This is a genomic window from Tsukamurella sputi (genome assembly GCF_007858445.1).
Classification (GTDB): Bacteria; Actinomycetota; Actinomycetes; order Mycobacteriales; family Mycobacteriaceae; genus Tsukamurella; species Tsukamurella sputi.
The window spans coordinates 612466-635151 of record NZ_VIGV01000003.1 but is presented as its reverse complement, the minus strand read 5'-3'; the positions used below and the strand labels follow the sequence as shown (position 1 = coordinate 635151).

Below are 22686 nucleotides of genomic sequence, written 5' to 3'. Positions count from 1 at the left end.
GTGGGCGAGCACAACCTCCCCGGCCAGGACCCGGACGCCCCGGCCGACCCCGCGTGGCTGGTGCGGCTCCGCGCGATCCTCACCCCGGCACGCCGCGCGATGCTCTACCGGCTCCTCGCCGCTCTCGGTGCGGTGCTGGTGTTCCGCGGCGTCGTGACCCGCGACGAGGTCGACCTGTGGCTCGACGTGGTCGCGGGCGTGCTCGTGGCCGGCGGCGGCGTCCTCGCGGTCAAGCACACGGAGCGATGAAGCTGCCCCGGTGGCTCCGGCGCGGGTCATGGGAGCCGCTGCTCCCGCCCGCCGCACGGTACTTCGTCGTCGGCCTGGTTCCCTGGGAGCCGCTTCTCCGCGCGTACGACTACATCACTCCCGGTGCGGAGAACGCCGCGAGCCTGAACATCGTCGAGCAGCTGATGCCGCTGCACCTCTGGGGCGTCCTGTGCTTGATCCCCGCGTCGCTCTCGCTGTTGGGGCTCTCGATGCGCTGGCCGGCCCCGGCGATCCTCGGCCTGTTCCTCACGGGCTGCGTCGAGGCCACGCTCTCGGCCGGCCAGTGGAAGGCCGTGGCGGGCGTGCCGTGGTTCGACGGTATCCGCGGCCCCGGCATCACGACGATCTTCGCGGTGGCTCAGCTCGGCATGGCGTTCGGGTACTTCTTGCAGGTGCTCAACGAGCGCGATGCGCGGGAGGCTGCCCGTGAACAGCAGTGATGTGCCGGAGGGCACCCCGTGGTGGATAGGCGTGATCTTCCTGTTCCTCGTCGGTGGTGGTGGTGGCGGTGCGCTGCTGCTCCGGTCTGGCATGGCGCAGGTGCCGGGTATTTGGGGCGCGCTGGCTCGACGTCGACAGGAGAAGGCGGAGCAGCGACGCAAGGCGGAGGAGGAGTCCCCGTCGGAGCGGGTGACCAACGCCGAGATCAAGCGCCTGGAGAAGCGGTACAACGAGCTCGCGCGAGACTATGAGGAGGACAAGCGGAAGGCCGACGAGCGTGCTGAGGCTCAGGAGCGGCGCGCGGAAGCTCAGGAGCGGCGTCTCGACGATCTGGAGCGGCGGATCACGGTCGCGAACAACCGGTTCTTTGTGCTGCTCGGGTACACGCGGCTGGTGATCGACGTGGTGCGTCGGCTGGACGCGAACCATCCGCTGCCGGAGGTTCCGCCTGATCTGCAGGAGTGGTTGGGCCACGGCTGACGCCAATAACGTCCTGCCCCTCCGTTAAATGCGGGCCTGGGGTACCGTTCAACGTATGGCACAACGCGCATTCGGGTACACCGTCGACTACGAGACCCTGCCCGAGGAGGTCGAAGCGCTCCACACCATGCGGAAGCAGCTGGTGGCCGGCCTGACGTTCGCGGACATCGCCGACAACCTGAACTCCAGCGGCGTCCGGCCGACCCGCGGCGGCACCTGGCGCGACGGCACGGTGAACCGGCTGCTGAAGTCGCCGCGGTTCATCGGGATGCGAGCGCGGCAAGCGGACGGCGAGCTGGTGCCCGGCCCGCACCCTGCGATCTTCACTCGGGAGGAGTGGGACGAGATGCAGGCGGCGATGGCGACGCCGGAGCGGCAGCGGTACGCACCGACGAACCCGAGTCGGCACAAGGCGCTGCTCACCGGTGGGCTCCTCCGCTGCGGTCTCTGCGGGTCGTCGATGCAGGTCACCTACCAGGGTGAAGGGCGGCAGCCGACGTACCGGTGCCCGCCGAAGGATGGCGGCTGCGGCAAGGTGAAGGTGTCTCAGCCGATGGTCGACGCGGACATCGAGGAGCTGATCATGTTGCGCCTCGCGTCGCCGGAGCTGATGACCCCGGTGTTCTCTCGTGCGCGCCGCGAGACCGCGGCGAAGGCGGAACGGAAGATGGGCGAGTTGGAGGACCGGCTCGCCGAGCTCGGGCGTGAGTACGCGGCCGGGACGGTGGACATCGCCACGGTGAAGTCGGCGACGAAGGACGTGCGGGCGCGGATCGCTGAGCTGAAGAAGGCGGCCGGCCGCGACGACATCCTGGGGTCGCTGCCGGAGCCGCGCCTGTCCTCGGTGGCGGATTGGTGGACGAAGGCGAACATCGACCAGCGGCGCGCGGCCACGAGGGTGTTCATCGACCGGATCGACGTGGCGCCGACCAGGCAGGGGCGACGGACCACGTCGATGGACCGGCTCACGATTCACTGGCGCGAGGACTAGGCCGGCGGCAAGTTCGTGCTGGCCTCATGCCACCGGTAGCCATCCCACCAGCGGGGCGGCGTTCCGGGGCCCTCGGGGTAGTACCAGCCCGGCGCGGCCTGGGGTTGAGGGGCGGCGGCAGGCGCTGGCGGGGGTACAGCCGGGCCCGCGTACCCCTGCGGCTGCTGCTGAACCTGGACGGTCGGCTGGACCGCCCCGCCGACCTGGTCGGTGCCGTGGAGGCTCATCTGGTGCCCGCACAGCCTGCACTTCTTACGGGTCGCCATCGCGACCTCGGACAGTCCAACAGTAAACATCGCTGCAGTCGCACGGCCGGACTTCCGGCCCATGTTCGCGAACGCACTGTTCGTGCAATTCTTGCAATCTCGGCAGGCTGACGGTGCCATCAGGGCAGCCCTCTCTTCTCGGGGTAGGTACCGGTAGCTTAGGCCGCGATTTCGCCGGACGGCAGGTTCACGGCAAACAGGTCAAGCCGGCCGATCGCCTCCGTCTTCCGCCGGTCATGCACACGGACATAGATCTGCGTGGTCGCGAGGCTCGCGTGACGGAGTAGTTCCTGCACCGTGCGGAGGTCCGCGCCGGAGTCCAGCAGCTCGGTCGCGAACGTGTGCCGGAGATGGTGAGCGGTGCCGGGCACGCCCTTCCGGCGCATCACGTCACCGATCCGCTCACCGACTGACTTCCCGGCGACGTGACCGGACGGCCGCGTCGAACTCGGGAACCAGTAGCCGCGGGTCGGCATCGTCGCGGCCACCTCCACGAGCATCGGGTGCAACGGGACGTCGGCGACGACGTCACCCTTCCCGCGGACGCGGAGGGTCCAGGCGACTCGGTCGATGTCCTGGCCGCGGACGCGCGCTATCTCGTGCACGCGGAGCCCGGCGAGGGTGGCGAGGAGGATCATCGCGCGGGTCGTCGGCCACATCCGACCTTCCAACAGTAAGGGCAGGTGTCCGGGCGCGACGGGGTGCGGGACTGCGCGGGGTCGCTTCGGCTTCCGCATGGCTGCCATCGGGTGGTCGATGCGGTGGCCGTTGCGGACAAGCCAGTCGAACCATGTCCGCAGGTGGGAGTGGTAGACGCCGCGGCTGCTGGTGGACCAAGCGCCGCCGGCGAGCCATTCGGTGATGTGCTCGGTGGTAGCGGCGACGGGGTCGACGCTCGCGTCTCGGGCGAACCGGAGCACGGTGGCGCATCGCTCGACGACGGTGCGCTTGGAGAGTCCTTCGCTGAACTGGTGGATACGCCAGGTCTCGACGAGGTTGTGGGGTAGGGGCATGAGCGGCCGAGCTTCTGTTCGGTGGCCCACAGGTAGTGAGCCGTTCGGGAACAATGTGACGTTTGGGAAAGATGTTGTCTCTGGTACGTCCGTATCGTTACTCAACCGAGACAGCCCCGCACATCACGCAGCAGCGGGCAGTCGGCGCTCGGGCACTCGTCCACGGCGACGTACAGTGAGGTCGACGACGCTCCCTGAACCCCCGCCCTTATAAAGCGAAGGTCGTCGGTTCAATCCCGACGGGGGGCTCCACGGAAGGGGCGGCGATGTCGATGACGATGCAGGTCATCGGAATCCTGGCGCTGATCTTCGGCCTCGTCGCCGTCCTCTTCGGCCTGGTGTACCTGTGGGAGTACAAGCTCAAGGGCACAGCCGTCGAGAAAAAGGTCGACGGCATCTTCGACCGGCTCAGCGACCGGTTCTTCAACCGGTGACGTGAAAAATCTCCGCGTGTGAGCGGTTTCGCGGGCATACGGCCGACGTGTCGCGGCGCGTCCGCGGCGATCTTTCACATGGGCGTCAGCCGTGCGCGTCGTGGAACACAGGGGCGGCGCGCGGGCCGTCGACTCCGCCGGATCTGGCACAGTAGCCAAAGGAGGTCCGTGCCACGACGACCCGAGGTGAACCGACAAGGAGACGCCCGACGATGAAACCCGCGTTCCGCGATCGCCTCGCACACGCGGTCCAGGCCATGACCGGCCGGAACGCCGCGACCGTCGACACCGCGGGTATGCCGGTCCTCACACCGCTGCAGCCCGTCGACCTCCGCGACAACGAGACGGTCGGCGAGGTCCTCGAGGTGGCCATGAAGGTCGGCGAGGTGCTGCTGGACTCGGGCACCGGCGCCGTCGACACCGAGGCGCAGGTGCGGTACGTCGCCGCGACCTACGGCATCGACGACGTGACGGTCACCGTCACCTACAACGCGATCACCGTCTCCGTGCAGCGCGGGCGCGGCCTGCCCCCGTCGACCTACACGCGGACGGTGAGCCACCGGTCCCTCGACTACACCCGGCTCTCGCAGGTCGACACCCTCGTGCGGCGCATCGGCCGCGGGCGGATCCGGCCGGACCAGGCCCTGGCCGCGCTCGAATCGATCATGACCGCGGGGCACCCCTATCCGCGCGCGGTCGCGACCTTCGGCTGGGCGCTGATGGCCGGCTCCCTGACCCTGCTCCTCGGCGGCGCGCTCTCACTGGCGGCGGTCGCCTTCGCCACCACGGCGGTGATCTACGTGGTCAACGTCCGGCTGAGCAACTGGGGCCTGCCGTACTTCTTCCAGCAGGTCGTGGGCGGTTTCCTCGCGACCCTCCCGGCGGCGTTGATCTACCGGCTGTCCATCGATTTCGGCTGGGACGTGCAGCCCTACCGGGTGATCGTCGCGGGCATCATCGTGCTCATGGCCGGGCTCTCGCTCGTCGGCAGCGTGCAGGACGCGATCACGGGCGCGCCCGTCACCGGCGCCGCCCGCTTCTTCGAGGTCGGGGTGTTCACCGCCGGCGTCGTCGCGGGCGTCGGCATGGCCCTGCGCGTGACCAGCGAGCTCGGCGCGACGCTGCCGCCCCTGCAACAGCAGGCCTTCGACTACGCGCCGCTGCCGATCCTCGTCGTGACGGGCGGCGTGGCGTCGGCCGCCTTCGCACTGGCCGGCTACGCGCAGATCCGGGCCCTGACCGCGTCCTTCCTCGCGGGGTGCTTCGGCGCGCTCGTCGCCGGGTCGACGCTGAACCTCGGGCTCGGGCCCATCGTCTCCTCGACGGTGGCCGCCACCGTCGTCGGGCTGGCCGGCGGTCTCCTCGCCCGACGGGCCGTGGTCCCGCCCCTGATCGTGGCCGTCGCGGGCATCACCCCGCTGGTCCCCGGCCTGGCCGTCTACCGCGGTCTGTCGGAGCTGATGGAGGGGCAGACGACCTCCGCGCTGACCAACATGGCCACCGCGCTGACCGTCGGCTGCGCGCTCGCGGCGGGCGTCACGCTGGGCGAATGGGTGGCCCGCACCATCCGGCGGCCGCAGCTCCCGCCCAACCTGCGCCCGCACATCACCGGCATCACGTTCCGCCGGGTCCGCGACTGAAACGTTTCGCAGGTAAACTGTCCTTGCTCGACATTCCCGAACGAAGGTGCGTTCATGCCCCCGAAGACCACGCAGGACATCAGCGAAGACGAACTCGAGCCGGTGGCGGACGAGACCGCACGCCAGGCCCAGCGGGTCGTCGCGGCGTACGCCGAGGACGCGGACGAGTGCCGCATGCTGCTGTCGATGCTCGGCATCGGTCCCAAGGAGGCGTAGGACTCCATGACCGCTGCGGCGTTCGGAACATCTGATTTCATCGTCGTGGCGAACCGGCTGCCGGTCGACGTCGAGAAGGCGCCCGACGGGTCGCTGACCTGGAAGGAATCGCCGGGCGGTCTGGTGACCGCGCTCAAACCGATCCTCAGCGCCCGCAACGGCGCGTGGGTGGGCTGGCCGGGCGCACCCGACGTGGGCGACGGCCCCATCGACGGCCAGGACATGCTGCTGGTGCCCGTGAAGCTCAGCGCCCAGGAGGTCCAGGAGCACTACGAGGGCTTCTCGAACGGCAGCCTGTGGCCGCTGTACCACGACGTCATCGTCAAGCCCGAGTACCACCGCGAGTGGTGGAACACCTACGTCGAGGTGAACCGTCGCTTCGCGGAGGAGACCGCCAAGGTGGCCGCCGAGGGCGCGACCGTCTGGGTGCAGGACTACCAGCTGCAGCTGGTGCCGAAGATGCTGCGGATGCTGCGGCCCGACGTGAAGATCGGCTTCTTCCTGCACATCCCCTTCCCGCCCGTCGAGCTGTTCATGCAGATGCCGTGGCGGCGCGAGATCATCGAGGGCATCCTCGGCGCCGACCTCGTGGGCTTCCACCTGCCCGGCGGCGCACAGAACTTCCTGTACCTCGCCAGCAAGCTGGCCGGCTACCCGACCAGCAAGAACTCGATCGGCGTGCGCTCGAAGTTCGGCGTGGTCACCGTCGGCTTCCGGTCGGTGCGAGTGGGTGCCTTCCCGATCTCGATCGAGTCCGCCGAGCTCGCGGCCACCGCGAAACTGCCCGAGACGCGGCAGCGGGCACGCGCTCTGCGCAAGGAACTCGGCAATCCGGAGAAGATCCTGCTCGGCGTCGATCGGCTCGACTACACCAAGGGCATCGACGTGCGGCTGCGCGCGATCGGCGAGCTGTACCAGGAGGGCCGCCTCGATCCGGAGCGACACATCTTCGTGCAGTTGGCCACCCCGTCGCGCGAACGGGTGGAGTCGTACAAGACGATGCGCAACGACATCGAGCTGCAGGTGGGACGGATCAACGGGAACTTCGGCCGCGTCGGCCATCCCGCCATCCACTACATCCACCGGCCGGTTCCCCGCCGCGAGCTGCTGGCCTTCTTCGCCGCCGCCGACGTCATGCTGGTGACGCCGCTGCGCGATGGCATGAACCTCGTCGCCAAGGAGTACATCGCCTGCCGCAACGACTCGTCGGGCGCGCTGGTGCTCAGCGAGTTCACCGGCGCCGCAGCGGAACTCCGCCAGGCCTACCAGTGCAACCCGCACGACCTCGAGGGCGTCAAGAACGCCATCGACGAAGCCGTGCACCAGGAGCCCGAGGACGGCAAGCGCCGCATCCGCGCCATGCGCCGCCAGGTGCTGCAGTACGACGTGGACCGCTGGGCGCGCTCGTTCCTGCAGACGCTGGCGGGCACCGTCGACGAGACGCGGGCATGACCCTGCCCGACGATCTCACCGGGGCGCTGGCCCGGTTCGCCCGGCTCGGCAGCGTGCTCGTTGCCACCGACTACGACGGTGTGGTCGCCCCGATCGTCTCCGACCCCGCCGCCGCGTTCCCGCTGCCGGGAACCGTTGCGGCGCTGGAGGCGCTCGCCGCGCTGCCCGGGGTGACGGTGGCGCTCGTCTCCGGCCGTGACCGGGCGACGCTGGGGCGGCTGTCCGGGGCCGCGGCGCCCCTGGTGACGGTCGGTAGTCACGGCGCCGAATGGGAGGATGGATTCGAGGGCGTCCTGTCCGCGGACCTCGTGGCGCTGCGCGAGGCGGTGCTGGCAGACCTCACCGCGATCGCCGGGCGGTTCCCGGGCGCGGCCGTGGAGCCCAAGCCGCTGGGCGGCGCGCTGCACGTGCGCAACGTCGTGGATCCGTCGGCCGGGCCGCTCGCGCTGGACGAAGCCCGACGGGGCCCCGCCGCCCGGTCCGGCGTGCACGCCACGGACGGCAAGGCCGTGCTGGAACTGACGGTCCTCGACGCCTCGAAGGGCCGGGCCCTGAGCGTCCTGCGTGAGCGCGAGGGCGCCGACGGGGTGCTCTACCTCGGCGACGACGTGACCGACGAGAAGGCCTTCGCCGTGCTCACCGGCGCCGAGGACGTGTCCGTCAAGGTGGGCGACGGTGCCACCGCCGCCCGCTTCCGCGTGGGCGGCCCCGCGGATGCGCGGGCGGTCTTCGAGCAGCTACTGGCCCTGCGTCGCGCCTGAATCGCGGCACCGTCGTACCGCGGCGCTGAGTCGTCCCCGCGCTGCACCGACGCCCCCGCTCAGGCGATGGGGATCAGGGTGTGCGGGTCGTCGGCGGGGAGTGGAGCAGCGGACTCGGCGGTCACGGTGAGGCGTTCGAACCGGATGGAGCCGCCGTGGTTGTCGAGGAAGGCGATGTCGGCGGCGTCGCGACCGGTGGCGATCCGCACCATCGCACCGCGCGGGGCGAGTCCGGTCCCGTCGAGCACCCACCAGCGACCGTCGACCATGACCTCGGCGACGGCGTGGAAGTCCATCGGATCGCAGCCCGGCGCGAAGACCGCGGTCATCCGTGCGGGCAGCTTGAGGGCGCGCAGCAGCGCGATCGTCAGGTGCGCGTAGTCCCGGCACACACCGGCGGAGGCGAGCAGGGTGTCGGAGGCACCGTCGACAGAGCGGCTGGCGCCGGGCAGGTAGTCGAGGCGCCCCGCCACGAACTCGCGCACCGCCACAGCACGTTGTGCATCCCCGGTCACGCCCGCGAACTGCTTCGCGGCGAACCCGTAGAACCGGTCCACCTCGCAGTACCGGGAGGGCCGCAGGTACAGCGAGCGCAGGTACTCGTCGACGGGCTCGGGTGCCGCGAATCCCGCGACCTCCGCACCGTATTCGAGCAGCACCTTCCCGGGCCCGGCCTCGACGCGGTGGATCCGCCCGCCGTGCGGCCCCACGACCTCGTGGACGGGCAAGGGCGCACCGTCGAGCGTGACGGAGAGCGACTCCTGCACCTGCAGCCCGGGCACCCGCGCGACGGTGGCCTGGTACTCGAGCACCGTGGGCGCGAGGACGGTGCACGCCACTCGCGCGGACATCCTCCGCGCGCCGGGGACCACTAGTTCTTCGACAGCGCCGACATCGATTGCCACGTGGGCCAGTCTAGGGTCCAGTCGTAGATGTCCCCGTCGGCCTCCGAGAGCTGGATGGACGTACCCGTGACCTCGACCGGATCGCCGAAGAGTGCGCTCTGGAAGTAGCGCTGCGCGTCCGCGAGCGAGAGGTTGATGCAGCCGTTGGTGACGTTCGACGCGCCCTGGTTCCCGACGGTCTGCGGGTTGGCGTGGATGAACTCGCCGTTGTTCGAGATCCGCACGGCGTACCGCTCGTGCACGTTGAAGTACCCGGCCGCGGGGTTGGACATGTAGAAGTCCTCGTGCTTCTCGCTGACCACGTGGATGCCGGAACGCGTGACGTTGCGCGGCAGATCACCCTCGCCGTAGGAGCAGGGCAGATCGAGGTACACCTGATCGCCGCGCATCACGCGGATCCGGTGCGACGGGGCCGAGGCCTTGACGATCTGCGAGCGGCCGACCACGAACGAGCTGGTCACGTCGCTGGCGCCGTACTTCCCGTCGCCGTGGTCGAGACCGTAGAGCTTGCCCGTCATGGTGACCTTGGTGCCCGGCGTGTAGTACTCGCGGGGGCGCCAGTGCGCGCGGGAGCCGTTGTCCTCGGGCAGCCAGGCCCACGCGCCCTCGGTGTGCGGGGTCGTGGTCACCTCGAGCGCCTTCTCGACGGCGGCCTTGTCCTGGACGGTGCCGGCGAACTTGAGGATCAGGGGCGCCGCGATGCCGACCTCGGCGTCGTCGGCGATGTTGATCTGCACGGACATCGTGGCGTCGGGCGAGACGACGGAGACCTCCCCGTCGAGGCGCGAGAAGGTACCGCCCTCGCCGTCGGCCGTACCGGACCACCGGTAGGTGGCCCCGAAGCCGAGGGGTTCGGCCGTCGAGTAGGTCACACCGTCGGGCGACGCGGTCAGTTCGACCTTTTTGCCCGACTGCGTGTTGGTCAGCGCGACGCCGGGCCGGAAGGTGCCGCCGCGCACGCGCACGGAGACGGTGTCGCGCGGACCGATCTTCTTGCCCGCCGCGGGCGAGTACTCGAACGTGGGGCCATCAGCCCTGGTCTCGGCGGTGCCGCCGTCCCGGGTGCAGGCGGTCGCGACGACGGCCACCGTCGCCGCTGCACCGCCGAGGAAGGCGCGCCGGCCCAGCGGCGCACGGAAGAAGTCGAACACCTCACGAATTCTAGAGGCGCAGTGGGGGCAGCTCCGAACCCACGAGGACCGGCTCCGGACGGAGCTCGACCCCGAATCGGGCGAAAACCCCATCCCGGACTTCGCCGGCCAGCGCGAGCAGCTCCGCGGTCGTGCCCGTGCCGCGGTTGGTGAGCGCGAGGGTGTGCTTCGTCGACAGCGAGACCCCCGCTCGTCCGCCCGAGTAGCCCTTGCGGAAGCCCGCGCGTTCGATCAGCCAGCCGGCCGAGAGTTTCACCCCGTCGGGCGCGGGGTACTGCGGCGTGCTCTCGCCGGTCGCCTCCTCGATCCGCTGCACCGTCGCGGCGGCGGCCGCCGCCGGCACCACCGGGTTGGTGAAGAAGGAGCCGACGCTCCAGGTGTCGTGGTCGGCCGCGTCGAGGACCATGCCCTTGCTCCGGCGCAACGCCAGGACCTGCTCGCGCGCTTCGGCGGGGTCGACGGTTGCTCCGGGTTCCGCGCCCAGCGCCCGCGCCAGCTCGCCGTAGCGGATGGGGGCGGAGGCACCGTCGGACAGAGCGAACCGCACGCGCAGCACGACGTCGGCGGGGCCGGAGCCGGCCGCGCCGGGCGCCTCGTGCTGCTTGAGGCGCGACGTGCGGTACCCCAGGCCCAGGGTCTCCGGCGCGACCCACGCGGTCTCGCCGGTGGCGCGGTGATAGAGCTCGACGGCGTCGAGCCAGGCCGCGACCTCGACGCCGTACGCCCCGACGTTCTGCACCGGCGTCGCGCCCGCGGAACCGGGGATGCCGGACAGGCACTCGAGCCCGCCGAGCCCGGCGTCGACCGACGCGGCGACGACGTCGTCCCAGACGGCGCCCGCGTCGGCGGTGAGGACGGTCCCGTCGATCGTCACGGCGTCGTGCGCCAGATGGACGACGGTGCCGGCGAAACCCTCGTCGGCGATCACCAGGTTCGATCCGCCGCCGACCAGCAGCACCGGCTCGCCGGCGGCATCGCAGCGGGCGACCGCCTCCGCGACCGCGGCGGCGGACTCGCACCGCAGGTAGGCACGGGCGGGGCCGCCGAGGCGCAGCGTGGTCAGCTCCGATAGCAGTTCAGGCACACCGCAACGGTAACGTGTCTCCTCATGACCACCCGTCTCGAGCGCTCGCTCGATTACGCCACCAGTCCGGCCGCGCTGCACGCCGCGTTCACCGACGATGCGTACTGGCCCGCGCGCGTGGCCGAGGTCGGCGGCGAGGGCGCCCGCGTTGCGGAGCTGACCATCACCGGCGAGGGCGCCGGCCGCTCCGTCCGCGTCCTCGTGGTGCACCTGATCGGCGAGGACAAGCTGCCTCCCGTGGTGACCGCTGTCCGGCCCGGCGGCCTGGAGATCCACCGCGTCGAGGAGTGGGGGCCGTTCGACGGCGGCCGCTGCGAGGGCCGCTTCTCCGCCGACATCCAGGGCGTTCCCGCGCAGCTCTCCGGTACGACGGTGCTCGAGGCCGCGCCCGGCTCGGACGGCGCCACCGCGCGCATCACCGCCGACGGTGAGGCCAGCGTGTCGATCCCGTTCGTCGCGAAGAAGGTCGAGTCGCTCGTCGTCGAGAACCTGCAGGAGCTGATGGAGTCCGAGCGCGACTTCACCTTGGCCTGGATCGCCCAGCGGTCCTGACGCGATAGGCTCAGCCCTCATGGCACGACGTCTCAGCTATTCGGCGCGCTTCCCGTTCCCCGCCGAGGTCTTCTACGACGCGTACTCCACCAAGGAGTACTGGACCGAGAAGATGACCGACTTCCGCAACCTCACGCCGCTCTCCGAGCTCACCGAGTTCGACGTCGACGACGAGGGCATCACGGTGGTCCAGAAGCAGAACCTGCCGCACGAGTACCTTCCGCCGATCGCGCAGGGCGTGGTGAAGAAGGACATGATCATCACCCGCGAGGAGTTCTACGGCAAGTGGGACGGGGAGAGCTCGATCGGCGACTACAAGGCGTCGATCCCCGCGGGCCCCGGCTCGCTCAAGGGTGAGGCCTCGCTATTCAACACCGAGACCGGCTGCACCATGCGCTACACCACCGTGGTGAAGGTCTTCGTGCCCTTCGTGGGCACCAAGCTCGAGCAGCTGATCCTCATCAACCTGGTGGATCTCTTCCGCGCCGAGGCCGAGTACCTCAAGTACTGGGTCGACAAGAACTGACCCGTGCCGCCTGAGGGCCGCATCACCCGCGGCACCACGGGACTGAACCGTCTACGCCGCAGCGACCGCTGGTCCGTGCACTCCCCCGACGTGGTGGCCGCGCTCGGCGGACCGTCGCCGCTCGCCGTCGACGTGGGCTACGGCGCCCGCCCCGACACGACCCTCGAGTGGGCCTCCTGGCTGCGGCGCGTCAACCCCGCCGTGCGGGTGACGGGGCTCGAGATCGACCCCGCCCGCGTGGTACCCGGCCGCGACGGCGTCGACTTCGCCCGCGGCGGGTTCGAGCTCGCGGGCCTGCGCCCGAACCTGGTCCGGGCCTTCAACGTGCTGCGCCAGTACGACGAGTCCGAGGTCGCCGACGCCTGGTCGACGGTCGCCTCGCGGCTCGCGCCGGGCGGGGTCTTCGTCGAAGGCACGTGCGACGAGCTGGGCCGACGGTGCTGCTGGCTCACCCTGGCCGCCACGCCGGCCGGTATCGTGCCGACGCCGCGGACGCTGACGCTGGCCTGGCACCCCGGGTACAGCGAGCACCCGTCGGACCTGGCGGAGCGACTGCCGAAGGCGCTGATCCACCACAACGTCCCCGGTGAGCGCATCCACGCCCTGCTGACGCTCGCGGACCGCTGCTGGGACGAGGCCGCCGGCTACGCGACCTACGGCAACCGCATCCGGTGGCGCGCCGCCGCGACCCTCCTGGCGGAGCGGACCGACGGTGCCGCCTGCGCGCCCCGGCGGCCGGTGCGCGACAACCTGCTCACGGTCGACTGGGGGCTCGTCGCGCCGTAGCCGCTGCGCGATGCGCGACCTATCGAATGCGAGTCAGTAGTGTGGTGCGCATGACATCGCTGACCGTCGCGCTGGCCCAGATCGAGGCCACCACCGACCCGTCGGCCAACGCCGCACTGGTCGAGGACGGACTCCGGCGCGCCGCCGAGGCCGGTGCGCGGCTCGCGGTCTTCCCCGAGGCCACGATGTGCCGGTTCGGGGTCTCGCTGAAGCCGGTCGCCGAGCCCCTCGACGGGCCGTGGGCCACGCGCATCGCCGGGGCCGCGCGGGCCACGGGCGTCCACGTCGTGGCGGGCATGTTCACCCCCGCCGCCGATGGCCGCGTCCGCAACACCCTGCTGTCGGCCTCCCCCGACGGGGTGCGCACCGCCTACGACAAGATCCACCTCTACGACGCGTTCGGCTTCGCCGAGTCGCGCACCGTCGAACCGGGTGATCGCGCGGTCACGGTCGACGTCGCCGGCGTCACCGTCGGGCTGAGCACCTGCTACGACCTGCGCTTCCCCACCCTGTACCAGGCGCTCGCCGACGCCGGCGCCCAGGTGATCGTGGCGCCCGCGTCGTGGGGCGACGGCCCCGGCAAGCTCGACGCCTTCACCACGCTGGCCCGCGCGCGGGCCCTCGACTCCACGACCTTCGTCGTCGCCGTCGACCAGGCGCGACCGTCCGATCCGGAGCCCGGCACCGCGCCGCGCGGCGTGGGCGGCTCGCTCGCCGTCGGGCCCGACGGTGCCGTGCTCGCCTCCGCCGGTGTCGCGCCGGAACAGCTCGTCGTGGACCTGCCGCTCGCGCGGGTCGACGAGGTGCGGGCCGCGCTGCCCGTGCTCGCCAACCGCAGGGACTTCACCGTCGCCACCCAGGGATGAGGAACAATCTAACGCCGATGGATACGAACCCGAACGCCCCGCAGAACCCCGGCCCCCAGAACGGCCCGCAGGATCCGAACCTGACGCGGCCGATCACCCCGGCGGACCGGCAGCAGCAGGTCCCGCAGCAGCCGCAGGCGCCCGCCGCGCAGCAGCCGCAGGGCCCCGGCCCGCAGGACGGCCTGACCCGGCCGATCGAGTCGGCGCAGCGTCCGTCGGGCTCGCACGCGCGGCCTGAGGTCGCGGCCCCCGTCGGCGCCGTGCAGCCGGGCCCACAGGGGCAGCCCGGCCAGCCGCCGGTCCCGCCGACGCAGATCCCGCCCACCGGCCCGTCGGGCCCGGGCGGACAGGGCGGCGGCACGCCGGCCAAGAAGCGCTCCACGGGCAAGCTCATCGGGCTGGCCGCAGCGGGCGTCGTCGCGCTGCTCGTGATACTGCTCGTCGGCTCCGAGCTGTACATCCGCAATCACGTGCAGAACTGCCTCGCCGACAACATCAAGAGCGGCACGAAGGCCAACGACGTCAAGGTGTCCTTCGAGAAGACGCCGATGCTGATCCAGAACGCGAGCGGCAAGATCCCGTCCATCGACATCCAGATCGACGGCATGCAGGGCACCTCGGGCCTGAACGCGCACATCCTGCTCAAGGGTGTCGAGCCCGGCGGTGACAACAAGGTCGACGACGCGACGATCCTCGGCACCTTCACCGCCGAGGGCATCAAGAACAAGGTCTCGCAGGTCCAGGTCCTCACCGACCCGAAGGTCACCCTGAACTCCGCTGCGAACCAGATCGAGGTCAGCGGCACCGCCGTCATCTTCCCGGTCACGGTGAACCTCAAGCCCACCATCAAGGACAACAAGGTGGTGCTCACCGCGAGCAAGGCCTCGATCTTCGGCGTCGGCGTGCCCGACGACCTGGCGCAACAGCTCATCACCGCCGTCGCGGACATCCCCACTCCGAACGGGCTGACCGCCAGCGATCTGAAGATGACCGACGAGGGCATCTCGCTGCGCTACTCCGGCCAGAACGTGAACCCGAAGGACATCGAGAGCGGCTCCGACGTGGGCGCCACCAACTGCTCGGTGGTCTGACGATGCTGCCGGCGGCGCTCGCCACCCGCGTGCGCTGGGGGATCCTGCACGGACTCCCCCGGCGCGCGCTGCCGCGCCGCGCCGAGCGCGGCGACCGGATGGCGCAGATGCTGCTCGGCTACGGCGAGCCCGGCTCGCAGTACGCGGTCTTCGACGCGCTGCGCGCCGAGGGGCCGCTCGTGCGCAGCGAGGTCGGTGCCACCACCGCCGATCACGCGGTGTGCCGCGAGGTGCTGCGCGACCAGCGCTTCGGCACGGTGCAGCCGGCCGACTTCGGCTTCCCGCGAGCGTTGCTCCGCGTGCTGGAGCGGACCGACTTGGAGTTGCCCAACCCCGTCGAGCCACCGTCGATGCTGGTGAGCGAGCCACCGGCGCACACGGCCTACCGGCACCCGATCGCGAGAACCTTCACGCCGCGGTCGATCGAGCAGCTCACCGACCGGGCCCGCACGGTGACCGCCTCGCTCCTCGACGCGATGGCCGACGAGCCCTCGCCCGACCTGGTCCGCGATTTCGCGGCGAAGCTGCCCGTCACCATGATCGGACGCCTCCTGGGGCTGCCCGAGGAGGACGACGAGTACATGCTCGAGTGGGGCGAGGCGGCCGCGCCGCTGCTCGACCCGGGCCTGTCCTGGCCGGTCTACCGGCGCTCGCAGGTCGCGCTCACGGGCCTGCGCGAGTACCTCACCGCGCACTTCGCGCGCGTGCGCAGCGATCCCGACGCCGACCACCCGTTCGCGCTGCTGGCCTCGAGCGGTGAGCTGACGGACCGCGAGCTGATGGCCAATGCGGCGCTGCTCATCGGCGCGGGTTTCGAGACCACCGTCAACCTCATCGGCAACGGCATCGTCGACCTGCTGGCGCACCCGGAGCAACTGCAGGTCCTGCGGGAGCGCCCCGAGCTGTGGCCGAACGCCGTCGAGGAGATCCTGCGCTACTCCAGCCCCGTCCAGCGCACGGCCCGCGTCGCGCGGGAGGACGTGGAGATCGCCGGGTTCGCGATCCCGCGCGGCACGATGGTCTCGCTGCAGCTCGCGGGCGCGAACCGCGATCCGAAGGTCTTCGACCGGCCGCACGACTTCGACGTCACGCGCGCCGAGGCGAAGAAGAACGTGAGCTTCGGCTACGGCATCCACGCCTGCATCGGCGCCGCGCTGGCGCGGATGGAGGCCGCCGTCGCCCTGCCCGCCCTGTTCGAGCGGTACCCCGCCGTCACCCTGTCCGACGGTGCGCGGCACCGCGGGCTGTCCACGCTGTACGGCTACGCCTCGCTCCCCGCGCGCCTGACCTGAGCCGGCGCACCGTCGGGCAGCGGAAGCGGGAGCTACTCCGGGAAGCCCGCCAGGACCGCCCGCGAGCCGGAGAGGCCGAGGCGGTTCGCGCCGGCGTCGATCATCTCCTGCGCGGCCTCGGCGGTGCGGATGCCGCCCGAGGCCTTGACGCCCACGTCGGGCCCGACGGCCGCGCGCATGATCCGGACCGCCTCGGCGGACGCCCCGCCCGACGGGTGGAATCCGGTGGAGGTCTTGACGAAGCTGGCGCCGCCCTTGACGGCGCGCTTGCACACCTCGGTGAGCAGGTCGGCGTCGCCGAACTCGAGCAGCGCGGCGGACTCGACGATCACCTTGAGCACCGGGTCGGCGCCGATGGCCTCGCGGACGGTGAGCACATCGGAGAAGACGCGGTCGAGCTCCCCTGCCAGCGCGAGCCCGACGTCGATCACCATGTCGACCTCGTGCGCGCCCTCCTCGATCGCCATCCGCGACTCGGCGGCCTTGATCAGCGTGTGGTGCTTACCCGAGGGGAAGCCGGAGACGACGCAGGTGCGCGGCGCCCAACGGCCCCCGGCCGCGGCGGCCTCCTGCGCGTCGATCGCGGCGCGCAGCGGCAGCATCGACGGGGACAGGCACACGGCGTACACGCCCAGGTCCAGCCCCTCCTGATAGGCCGCGGCCGCGGCGGTCTCGGTGGCCTCGGGCTTGAGCAGCGTGTGATCGACGAGGGCGGCGACTTCGGAGCGTGTGAGCACGTTTGAGACGATACCGTTCGTGACGCGCTACGTTCTGACTCTGGGCTGCCCCGACACCACGGGCATCGTGGCCCGCATCTCGACCTTCCTCGCCGACGTGGGCGGGTGGATCGTGGAGGCCGGGTACCACTCGGATCAGGACTCCGGCTGGTTCTTCACCCGTCAGGCCGTGCGGGCCGATTCGGTGTCCCTGTCGCTGGAGGAGCTGCGGGAGCGGTTCGCGAGCGAGGTGGCCGCGGAGCTCGGCCCCGAGACCGAATGGCGGTTGACCTCCACCGCGGAGCCGAAGGACATCGTCCTGCTGGTGAGCAAGGAGGGGCACTGCCTGCACGACCTCGTCGGCCGGGTGGCGACGGGCGAGCTCAACGCGCGCATCGCGGCGGTGATCGGCAACCACGAGGATCTGCGCGACTTCGTGGAGCGGCTGGACATCCCGTTCCACCACGTGCCCTTCCCCGGCGCCGGCGAGGACAAGTCGGCGGCCTTCGCGGAGGTCGCGGGACTGACCGATCAGTTCGATCCGGATGCCGTTGTGCTGGCCCGCTTCATGCAGGTACTGCCCGCCGAGCTGTGCGAGGCCTGGGCCGGCCGGGCGATCAACATCCACCACAGCTTCCTGCCCAGCTTCGTCGGAGCGCGGCCCTACCACCAGGCCTTCGCGCGCGGCGTGAAGTTGATCGGCGCAACCTGCCACTACGTCACGGCGGACCTCGACGCGGGTCCGATCATCGAGCAGGACGTCGCGCGCGTGGACCACGCCGACGCCGCGGCCGACATGGTGCTGCGCGGCCGCGACATCGAGAAGGTCGTGCTGGCGCGCGGCCTGCGCTGGCACCTCGAGAACCGGGTGCTCGTGCACGGCCGGAAGACGGTCGTCTTCTCCTGACGCCCGCCTCCGCGGCCCGACGGTGCGCTACTCGGGCGCTCCCGAGGCGACGGGGCGGCCGTCGAGGACGGAGTCCAGCAGCGTGTTCAGCTTCTCCGGCTGTTCGAGCGGCAGCATGTGCCCGGAGTCGCGGATCACGGCGAAACGATCCAGCTGCCCGGCGACGCGGAGCTCACCGGCGATGATGTCGGCGTCCGCGGGCGGCGTGAGGTGGTCGAACTGGCCCACCACGACGGACGTGGGGATGGTGATCTTGCGCAGGCCCTCGCTCACGTCGACGTTCGCGAGGACGTGGCCCCACTCGGCGCGCACGTCCGACGGGCACGAGGCGACCATGTCCTCGGTGTAGCGCACGGCGCCGTAGGAGGCGTAGCCGCACAGCGCGGTGTACCGGATCACGGCGGTGTGCAGGCGGTTGTGCCGCACCCTGACGTTGGCGCCGAGAACCCCGTCGCCGAGCTTCTGGGTGAACCGCGGCGCGACGCGCGGGAGCGCGGCCAGCGGGGTGGCGCCGGCGAACCCGGCGACGGCGTCGCGGGCGTAGGTGGAGACGAGCACCGCGTGGTGGGCGCGCTCGGCGACCTCGGCGGTGTACTTGTCGGCCCAGGCCATGATGGTGATCGCGCCCATGCTGTGCCCCACGAGCAGCGCCTTCTTCCCGGCCGGGACGTGGGCGGCGAGCACCGCGTGCAGGTCGTCGGCGAGCACGCCCGCGGAGAAGGCGAAGGCACCCGCCTCGGACTCGCCGTGGCCGCGCTGGTCGTAGGCGACGACGCGGTGGCCGCGCGCGACGAGGTGCTCGACCTGCCGCGGGAAGTTGGTCAGGTTGCAGGTCCAGCCGTGGATGAGCACGGCGATCGGGCCGTCCTCCGGCCCCCACACCCGGGTGTGCAGGCGGGTGCCGTCACCGGAGACGACGGTGCCGTCCTCGAACGGTCCGTCGTAGTCCTCGATCAGCTTGGCGTTCGCCGGCTCGGCCGGGGACGAGAGCGCGTAGGCCGCGACGCCGGCGGCGATGGCGGCGGCACCCGCGCCGAGAGCACCCGCGGCGCCGACGACGAGCTTCCTGGAGATCTTCATGCGGACAACCTTACTAACTAGAGTTCAATACCGCGGGCGTCGGATTTCGTCGAGCTTCGGCTTCACATCGAGCAGGTACACCAGGATCCCGATCGCCCCGACGACGGTGCCCATGTAGTTCAGCCCGGCCAGCACGAGGAGCAGGCAGAAGACCAGGGTGATCGTCCACCCCTTCTTCGTCCACTTCCCCGCGGCCGTGAAGGCGTCGGCCGGGGCACGGAGCGCGTGGACCAGAACGAAGGCGCCCGTCGCGAGGAGGGCGATCGTGACGATGAGTGACGCGAGCAGGCTCACGGTGTTGACTCCGTAGAGGAAAACGTCCATGACACCAGCCTAAAGGTCGGGCGCCCGGCGGCAGTGCCGCCGGGCGCCCGGGTGGAACTCGCAGTGACGCGGATTACGCGTCGGCCTTCTTGGGGGCGGCCTTCGGGGCGGCCTTCTTGACGGCGGCGGTGGCCTTCTCGGTGGCCTCCTTGACGGTGGCCTCGGCCTTGTCGGCAGCGGCCTCGGCCTCGTCGCCCGCGCGGCCGACCAGCTTGGCGGCGCGCTCGCCGACCTGCTTGGTGGCGGTGGCGACCTGGCCCAGCGAGGACTCGGTCAGCTCGACGGCCTGGTTGTAGGCCTTGGTGGCCTGCTCGGTGGCGTCCTCGATCACGGAGCCGGACTTGAGGCGCTCGAAGGCGGTCTCGCCGCGCTCGGCGAGCGACTCGTAGATGTCGGTGGCGACCTGGATGTACGCGGCGGCGACCTTGCGGAGCTCGTCGGCGGTGAACTTGGCGCGCAGCTCGTCGACGTCCTTGGGCAGGCCGTCGGCGGCCTCGGTCAGCTTGGCCTGCGCGGAATCGGCGGCCTCCTCGACCTTGGCCTGGGCCTCCTCGACCTTGGTCTGGAAGTCCTTGGAAGCGTCGGTGGCGGCGGCGCGCAGCTTCTCGACCACCTCGGAGACGGCCTCGTAGGCGTAGTCACCGGCGCCGAGAGCGGCGAACAGCGGGGTCTTCAGGTCGTCGAGGGTGTTCTGCTCGGTCATGGGGTGATCTCCTTCAGTGCAGTCTCGTTCTCGCGGCGGAAGCTCTCGTAGATCTCGAGGAGTGCCTGCTTCTGCCGCTCGGTGATGGTCGTGTCCGCGATCAGCGCGTCGCGCACCGGGGATTCCGGACGCTCCTCGAGGATCCCGGCCTGGACGTAGAGCACCTCCGCCGAGAGCCGCAGCGCTTTGGCGATCTGCCCGAGCACGTCGGCCGACGGTCGTCGGAGCCCCCGCTCGATCTGGCTGAGGTACGGGTTGGAAACCCCCGCCTTCTCGGCCAGCTGCCGGATGGACACCTCCGCCGCAAGACGTTGCGCCCGGATGAACGCTCCGATGTCGGATCCCGAATTCTCTACGGTCTCTTCGTCGCTCGTCATATCCGGTCTCCCGTCTGCGCGGCTGATTCCACGCTAACAGCTAGTGCTAGCTCTTGCAAGCAGTTTGCTAGCAGAGTGATTTCAATCAGAAGAAGATCTGGGTGATCGAGTAGATCACCAGGCCGGCGATGGAGCCCACGACGGTGCCGTTGATCCGGATGAACTGCAGGTCACGTCCCACGGCGAGCTCGATCTTGTCGGAGGCCTCGTCGGCGTCCCAGCGCGCGACGGTGTCCGTGATGATCGATGTGATCTGTCCCGCATAGTTCTCGACGAGGTGCCGTACCGACCGGTCGACCCAGAAATCGACCTTGCCGCGCAGCGCCTGATCGTCACGCAGCCGCACACCGAACCGGGCCGCCGACTCGCTGAACTTCTCCCGCAGCGTCGAGTCGGGATCCTCGACGGAGGCCTCGATCATCCGCTTCGCCGCCCGCCACGCCGCCTGCGCCGCGGTGCGGACCTCCTCGCGGCCCATCAGCTCGGCCTTGACGTCCTCGACCTTGGCGATGGTGCGCGGGTCGTGCTGCAGGTCGGAGGCGAAGTCCCACAGGAAGGTGCTCATCGCCTGCCGCACCTCGTGGTCCGGGTCGCTGCGCACCTTCCAGGTGAACTCGACGAGCTCGCGGTAGATCCGCTCCCCCAGGAGCGAGTTGACGAACTTGGGCGACCACTGCGGACCGTCGGTGTCGACGATCTTGTCGATGACCCCCTGGCTGCCCAGGGCCCAGTGGTGGGCCCGCTCGGCGAGCAGGTTGATCAGCGGCAGCTGGCGCTGCTCCTGCAGCAGGGTCTCGACGAGGCGCCCGATGGGCGGCCCCCACTCCGGCTCGGCGAGCCGCTTGATGATCGTCGAGTTGAGCACCGCCTCGACGTCCTCATCGCGCAGCACCTCGCTCATCACCTTGACCAGCTTCGCGGCCTCGGCGCCCAGCTTCTGCGAGTTGTCGGGGTCGGCCATCCAGTTCGCGACGCGGCCGCTCAGCTCGAGCGAGCCCACCTTCTCGGCGATCACGTCGGGCGTGAGGAAATTGCTCTCGACGAAGCCGCCGAGCGCGTCGCCCAACTGGTCCTTCTTGCGCTTGATGATGGCCGTGTGCGGGATCGGCAGGCCCAGGGGGTGCCGGAACAGCGCGGTCACCGCGAACCAGTCCGCGAGGCCGCCCACCATGCCCGCCTCGGCCGCGGCCTTCACGTAGCCCACCCACGGCCCGGCGATGGAGAGATGCGCGCCCTTCGTGTCGAGGTACTCGCAGAACAGGTAGATGATCGCCGCGCCGATGAGGAAGGAGAGCGCCAGCGCCTTCATCCTGCGCAGGTCGCGCTGCTTCTGCGCGTCGGGCGTGCCGCCGAACGGACCGGCCGGGACGCGGGGCGAGGATTTCGTCCCGGACGACTGCGGGGATCCCGCGGGAGATGACACCGTCACGAGTCGATCTTGCCCGAAGATCCCCCGGGTTCGCCGGATAGGGTGACTCCATGGCGAACGACAAAGGTTGGTCCGGTTCCGCGTCCGCAGCTCTGCGCTGGCGGCCGGGCTCCCTGGTCCAGGACATCGACACCTCCGGCAAGCCCGGTTTCGACGGTGACAAGGCCTTCGGCGAGGAGCTCCTCGCGGAGCGCGGCGAGCGGCTCTCGGAGCTGCAGGAGCTGCTGTACGCGAACGGCCGGTCGGGCGATCACCGCTCGGTCCTGTTGGTGCTGCAGGGCATGGACACCGCCGGCAAGGGCGGCATCGTCCGGCACGTGATCGGCATGGTCGATCCGCAGGGCGTGAAGACGGCCTCCTTCGGCAAGCCGACCGAGGAGGAGCTGGCGCACGACTTCCTCTGGCGCATCCACAAGCAGACGCCCAAGGGCGGGCAGATCGGCGTCTTCGACCGCTCGCACTACGAGGACGTGCTGGTGGTCCGCGTGCACGACCTGGTGCCGCAGAACGTCTGGGAACCGCGCTACGAGATCATCAACAGCTTCGAGGAGGACCTCGCCCAGTCGGGCGTCACCCTCGTCAAGTGCGCGATGTTCGTCTCCCTCGACGAGCAGCGCAAGCGCCTCGCGGAGCGTCTCGACCGCCCCGACAAGTTCTGGAAGTACAACCCGGCCGACATCGACGAGCGCGGCTACTGGCCGAAGTACCAGGAGGCCTACCAGGCCATGCTGGACCGCACGAGCACCGACGGTGCGCCGTGGCACGTCATCCCGGCCGACCGGAAGTGGTTCAGCCGGCTCGCGATCACCGAATTGCTGATCGAGGCGCTCGAGGGCCTGAACCTCGACTGGCCGCCCGCCGACTTCGACGTCGAGCACGAGAAGGCGCGGCTCGAGCAGGCCTGATCCGGGCCGCAGGCCGACGGTGCCGCCC

At 70.6% G+C, this 22686-nt stretch carries 27 protein-coding genes; 17 read left to right on the top strand and 10 right to left on the bottom strand.

From position 1 onward, the window contains the following. The 4 genes from FK268_RS12520 to FK268_RS12505 are packed head-to-tail and all read left to right on the top strand — an operon-like array spanning nucleotide 1 to nucleotide 2182. Complete coding sequence (locus tag FK268_RS12520) at nucleotides 1–249, top strand: phage holin (RefSeq protein WP_146434418.1); 249 nt, start codon at nucleotides 1–3, stop codon at nucleotides 247–249. Beyond that, nucleotides 246–710, top strand: a complete 465-nt coding sequence (locus tag FK268_RS12515) for a hypothetical protein (RefSeq protein WP_146434416.1) — start codon at nucleotides 246–248, stop codon at nucleotides 708–710. Before FK268_RS12520 ends, FK268_RS12515 begins: the two co-directional genes overlap by 4 nt. Beyond that, the gene (locus FK268_RS12510) at nucleotides 697–1191 is read left to right on the top strand and encodes a hypothetical protein (RefSeq protein ID WP_146434414.1); all 495 of its coding nucleotides are present in this window, start codon (nucleotides 697–699) and stop codon (nucleotides 1189–1191) included. Before FK268_RS12515 ends, FK268_RS12510 begins: the two co-directional genes overlap by 14 nt. Before the next feature lie 55 nt (nucleotides 1192–1246). After that, nucleotides 1247–2182, top strand: a complete 936-nt coding sequence (locus FK268_RS12505; protein WP_158636096.1) for a recombinase family protein — start codon at nucleotides 1247–1249, stop codon at nucleotides 2180–2182. 424 nt (nucleotides 2183–2606) lie between these two features. Here FK268_RS12505 and FK268_RS25205 read toward each other — a convergent pair whose 3' ends face one another. Beyond that, entirely contained in the window at nucleotides 2607–3461 is an 855-nt protein-coding gene (locus tag FK268_RS25205; RefSeq protein WP_146434410.1) for a tyrosine-type recombinase/integrase, read from the bottom strand. Nucleotides 3462–3727: 266 nt separating this feature from the next. On the opposite strand from FK268_RS25205, the gene FK268_RS24670 reads away from it, so the two are divergent. The 5 genes from FK268_RS24670 (at nucleotide 3728) to otsB (ending at nucleotide 7964) form a co-directional block, all read left to right on the top strand. Beyond that, nucleotides 3728–3895 carry a hypothetical protein gene (locus FK268_RS24670; RefSeq protein ID WP_166443473.1) on the top strand — a complete coding sequence of 56 codons (168 nt, stop codon included), beginning with the start codon at nucleotides 3728–3730 and terminating at the stop codon, nucleotides 3893–3895. A 212-nt stretch (nucleotides 3896–4107) separates the two neighbouring features. Then, nucleotides 4108–5535, top strand: coding sequence for a threonine/serine exporter family protein (locus tag FK268_RS12495; RefSeq protein WP_146434408.1), 1428 nt, complete (start codon nucleotides 4108–4110; stop codon nucleotides 5533–5535). Between the two features lie 54 nt (nucleotides 5536–5589). Beyond that, nucleotides 5590–5751, top strand: coding sequence for a hypothetical protein (locus tag FK268_RS24665; protein WP_166443472.1), 162 nt, complete (start codon nucleotides 5590–5592; stop codon nucleotides 5749–5751). Between the two features lie 6 nt (nucleotides 5752–5757). After that, the gene (locus FK268_RS12490; protein WP_146434406.1) at nucleotides 5758–7203 is read left to right on the top strand and encodes an alpha,alpha-trehalose-phosphate synthase (UDP-forming); all 1446 of its coding nucleotides are present in this window, start codon (nucleotides 5758–5760) and stop codon (nucleotides 7201–7203) included. Beyond that, nucleotides 7200–7964, top strand: a complete 765-nt coding sequence (gene otsB / locus FK268_RS12485) for a trehalose-phosphatase (protein WP_146434405.1) — start codon at nucleotides 7200–7202, stop codon at nucleotides 7962–7964. The genes FK268_RS12490 and otsB overlap by 4 nt, the downstream gene beginning before the upstream one ends. Before the next feature lie 59 nt (nucleotides 7965–8023). Here otsB and FK268_RS12480 read toward each other — a convergent pair whose 3' ends face one another. The 3 genes from FK268_RS12480 to FK268_RS12470 are packed head-to-tail and all read right to left on the bottom strand — an operon-like array spanning nucleotide 8024 to nucleotide 11104. Beyond that, the gene (locus tag FK268_RS12480; RefSeq protein ID WP_146434403.1) at nucleotides 8024–8869 is read right to left on the bottom strand and encodes a transglutaminase-like domain-containing protein; all 846 of its coding nucleotides are present in this window, start codon (nucleotides 8867–8869) and stop codon (nucleotides 8024–8026) included. Then, the gene (locus tag FK268_RS12475) at nucleotides 8836–10020 is read right to left on the bottom strand and encodes a L,D-transpeptidase (RefSeq protein WP_231707049.1); all 1185 of its coding nucleotides are present in this window, start codon (nucleotides 10018–10020) and stop codon (nucleotides 8836–8838) included. The genes FK268_RS12480 and FK268_RS12475 overlap by 34 nt, the downstream gene beginning before the upstream one ends. Before the next feature lie 10 nt (nucleotides 10021–10030). Next, nucleotides 10031–11104, bottom strand: a complete 1074-nt coding sequence (locus FK268_RS12470) for a UDP-N-acetylmuramate dehydrogenase (RefSeq protein ID WP_146434399.1) — start codon at nucleotides 11102–11104, stop codon at nucleotides 10031–10033. Between the two features lie 24 nt (nucleotides 11105–11128). On the opposite strand from FK268_RS12470, the gene FK268_RS12465 reads away from it, so the two are divergent. Genes FK268_RS12465 through FK268_RS12440 form a run of 6 tightly spaced genes read left to right on the top strand, consistent with a single transcriptional unit; the run spans nucleotide 11129 to nucleotide 16217 of the window. After that, nucleotides 11129–11656 (top strand): DUF2505 domain-containing protein, encoded by a 528-nt coding sequence (locus FK268_RS12465; protein WP_146434397.1) that lies wholly within the window; start codon nucleotides 11129–11131, stop codon nucleotides 11654–11656. 19 nt (nucleotides 11657–11675) lie between these two features. Beyond that, on the top strand, nucleotides 11676–12182 hold the full coding sequence (locus FK268_RS12460) for a DUF2505 domain-containing protein (protein WP_146434395.1): 507 nt from the start codon (nucleotides 11676–11678) through the stop codon (nucleotides 12180–12182). A gap of 3 nt (nucleotides 12183–12185) precedes the next feature. Beyond that, on the top strand, nucleotides 12186–12968 hold the full coding sequence (locus tag FK268_RS12455) for a class I SAM-dependent methyltransferase (RefSeq protein ID WP_146434393.1): 783 nt from the start codon (nucleotides 12186–12188) through the stop codon (nucleotides 12966–12968). Nucleotides 12969–13027: 59 nt separating this feature from the next. Further along, a complete protein-coding gene (locus FK268_RS12450; protein WP_193560279.1) occupies nucleotides 13028–13834 on the top strand; it encodes a carbon-nitrogen hydrolase family protein in 807 nt (268 codons plus the stop codon). A gap of 17 nt (nucleotides 13835–13851) precedes the next feature. Beyond that, nucleotides 13852–14925, top strand: a complete 1074-nt coding sequence (locus tag FK268_RS12445) for an LmeA family phospholipid-binding protein (RefSeq protein ID WP_158636095.1) — start codon at nucleotides 13852–13854, stop codon at nucleotides 14923–14925. A 2-nt stretch (nucleotides 14926–14927) separates the two neighbouring features. Beyond that, nucleotides 14928–16217: a cytochrome P450 gene (locus FK268_RS12440; protein WP_146434387.1), complete on the top strand. Its 1290-nt coding sequence runs from the start codon at nucleotides 14928–14930 to the stop codon at nucleotides 16215–16217. Between the two features lie 32 nt (nucleotides 16218–16249). On the opposite strand, the gene deoC is transcribed toward FK268_RS12440, so the two are convergent. Further along, nucleotides 16250–16966, bottom strand: a complete 717-nt coding sequence (gene deoC, locus FK268_RS12435) for a deoxyribose-phosphate aldolase (protein WP_146434385.1) — start codon at nucleotides 16964–16966, stop codon at nucleotides 16250–16252. Nucleotides 16967–16973: 7 nt separating this feature from the next. Between deoC and purU the strand changes: the two genes are divergently transcribed. Beyond that, nucleotides 16974–17840 (top strand): formyltetrahydrofolate deformylase, encoded by an 867-nt coding sequence (gene purU, locus FK268_RS12430; protein WP_438695985.1) that lies wholly within the window; start codon nucleotides 16974–16976, stop codon nucleotides 17838–17840. Nucleotides 17841–17867: 27 nt separating this feature from the next. On the opposite strand, the gene FK268_RS12425 is transcribed toward purU, so the two are convergent. From FK268_RS12425 to FK268_RS12405, 5 genes are all read right to left on the bottom strand, one after another. Beyond that, on the bottom strand, nucleotides 17868–18920 hold the full coding sequence (locus tag FK268_RS12425; RefSeq protein WP_146434383.1) for an alpha/beta fold hydrolase: 1053 nt from the start codon (nucleotides 18918–18920) through the stop codon (nucleotides 17868–17870). A gap of 24 nt (nucleotides 18921–18944) precedes the next feature. Next, nucleotides 18945–19244 carry a DUF2516 family protein gene (locus tag FK268_RS12420; protein WP_146434381.1) on the bottom strand — a complete coding sequence of 100 codons (300 nt, stop codon included), beginning with the start codon at nucleotides 19242–19244 and terminating at the stop codon, nucleotides 18945–18947. 73 nt (nucleotides 19245–19317) lie between these two features. Beyond that, nucleotides 19318–19947, bottom strand: a complete 630-nt coding sequence (locus FK268_RS12415; RefSeq protein ID WP_146434379.1) for a heparin-binding hemagglutinin — start codon at nucleotides 19945–19947, stop codon at nucleotides 19318–19320. Further along, complete coding sequence (locus tag FK268_RS12410; protein ID WP_146434377.1) at nucleotides 19944–20324, bottom strand: helix-turn-helix domain-containing protein; 381 nt, start codon at nucleotides 20322–20324, stop codon at nucleotides 19944–19946. The genes FK268_RS12415 and FK268_RS12410 overlap by 4 nt, the downstream gene beginning before the upstream one ends. A gap of 85 nt (nucleotides 20325–20409) precedes the next feature. Further along, on the bottom strand, nucleotides 20410–21753 hold the full coding sequence (locus FK268_RS12405; RefSeq protein ID WP_146434375.1) for a DUF445 domain-containing protein: 1344 nt from the start codon (nucleotides 21751–21753) through the stop codon (nucleotides 20410–20412). Nucleotides 21754–21803: 50 nt separating this feature from the next. Here FK268_RS12405 and FK268_RS12400 point away from each other — a divergent pair, with 50 nt between their 5' ends. Beyond that, the gene (locus FK268_RS12400; protein WP_146434373.1) at nucleotides 21804–22658 is read left to right on the top strand and encodes a polyphosphate kinase 2 family protein; all 855 of its coding nucleotides are present in this window, start codon (nucleotides 21804–21806) and stop codon (nucleotides 22656–22658) included. The last annotated feature ends 28 nt before the right edge of the window (nucleotides 22659–22686 follow it).

Bases quoted from the DNA above. Each gene is read 5' to 3' on its own strand.
- FK268_RS12515 (WP_146434416.1), top strand. From the start codon at position 246: ATGAAGCTGCCCCGGTGGCTCCGGCGCGGGTCATGGGAGCCGCTGCTC.
- FK268_RS12505 (WP_158636096.1), top strand. From the start codon at position 1,247: ATGGCACAACGCGCATTCGGGTACACCGTCGACTACGAGACCCTGCCC.
- FK268_RS25205 (WP_146434410.1), bottom strand. From the start codon at position 3,461: ATGCCCCTACCCCACAACCTCGTCGAGACCTGGCGTATCCACCAGTTC.
- FK268_RS24670 (WP_166443473.1), top strand. From the start codon at position 3,728: ATGTCGATGACGATGCAGGTCATCGGAATCCTGGCGCTGATCTTCGGC.
- FK268_RS12495 (WP_146434408.1), top strand. From the start codon at position 4,108: ATGAAACCCGCGTTCCGCGATCGCCTCGCACACGCGGTCCAGGCCATG.
- FK268_RS24665 (WP_166443472.1), top strand. From the start codon at position 5,590: ATGCCCCCGAAGACCACGCAGGACATCAGCGAAGACGAACTCGAGCCG.
- FK268_RS12490 (WP_146434406.1), top strand. From the start codon at position 5,758: ATGACCGCTGCGGCGTTCGGAACATCTGATTTCATCGTCGTGGCGAAC.
- otsB (WP_146434405.1), top strand. From the start codon at position 7,200: ATGACCCTGCCCGACGATCTCACCGGGGCGCTGGCCCGGTTCGCCCGG.
- FK268_RS12465 (WP_146434397.1), top strand. From the start codon at position 11,129: ATGACCACCCGTCTCGAGCGCTCGCTCGATTACGCCACCAGTCCGGCC.
- FK268_RS12460 (WP_146434395.1), top strand. From the start codon at position 11,676: ATGGCACGACGTCTCAGCTATTCGGCGCGCTTCCCGTTCCCCGCCGAG.
- FK268_RS12445 (WP_158636095.1), top strand. From the start codon at position 13,852: ATGGATACGAACCCGAACGCCCCGCAGAACCCCGGCCCCCAGAACGGC.
- FK268_RS12440 (WP_146434387.1), top strand. From the start codon at position 14,928: ATGCTGCCGGCGGCGCTCGCCACCCGCGTGCGCTGGGGGATCCTGCAC.
- FK268_RS12425 (WP_146434383.1), bottom strand. From the start codon at position 18,920: ATGAAGATCTCCAGGAAGCTCGTCGTCGGCGCCGCGGGTGCTCTCGGC.
- FK268_RS12420 (WP_146434381.1), bottom strand. From the start codon at position 19,244: ATGGACGTTTTCCTCTACGGAGTCAACACCGTGAGCCTGCTCGCGTCA.
- FK268_RS12415 (WP_146434379.1), bottom strand. From the start codon at position 19,947: ATGACCGAGCAGAACACCCTCGACGACCTGAAGACCCCGCTGTTCGCC.
- FK268_RS12410 (WP_146434377.1), bottom strand. From the start codon at position 20,324: ATGACGAGCGACGAAGAGACCGTAGAGAATTCGGGATCCGACATCGGA.
- FK268_RS12400 (WP_146434373.1), top strand. From the start codon at position 21,804: ATGGCGAACGACAAAGGTTGGTCCGGTTCCGCGTCCGCAGCTCTGCGC.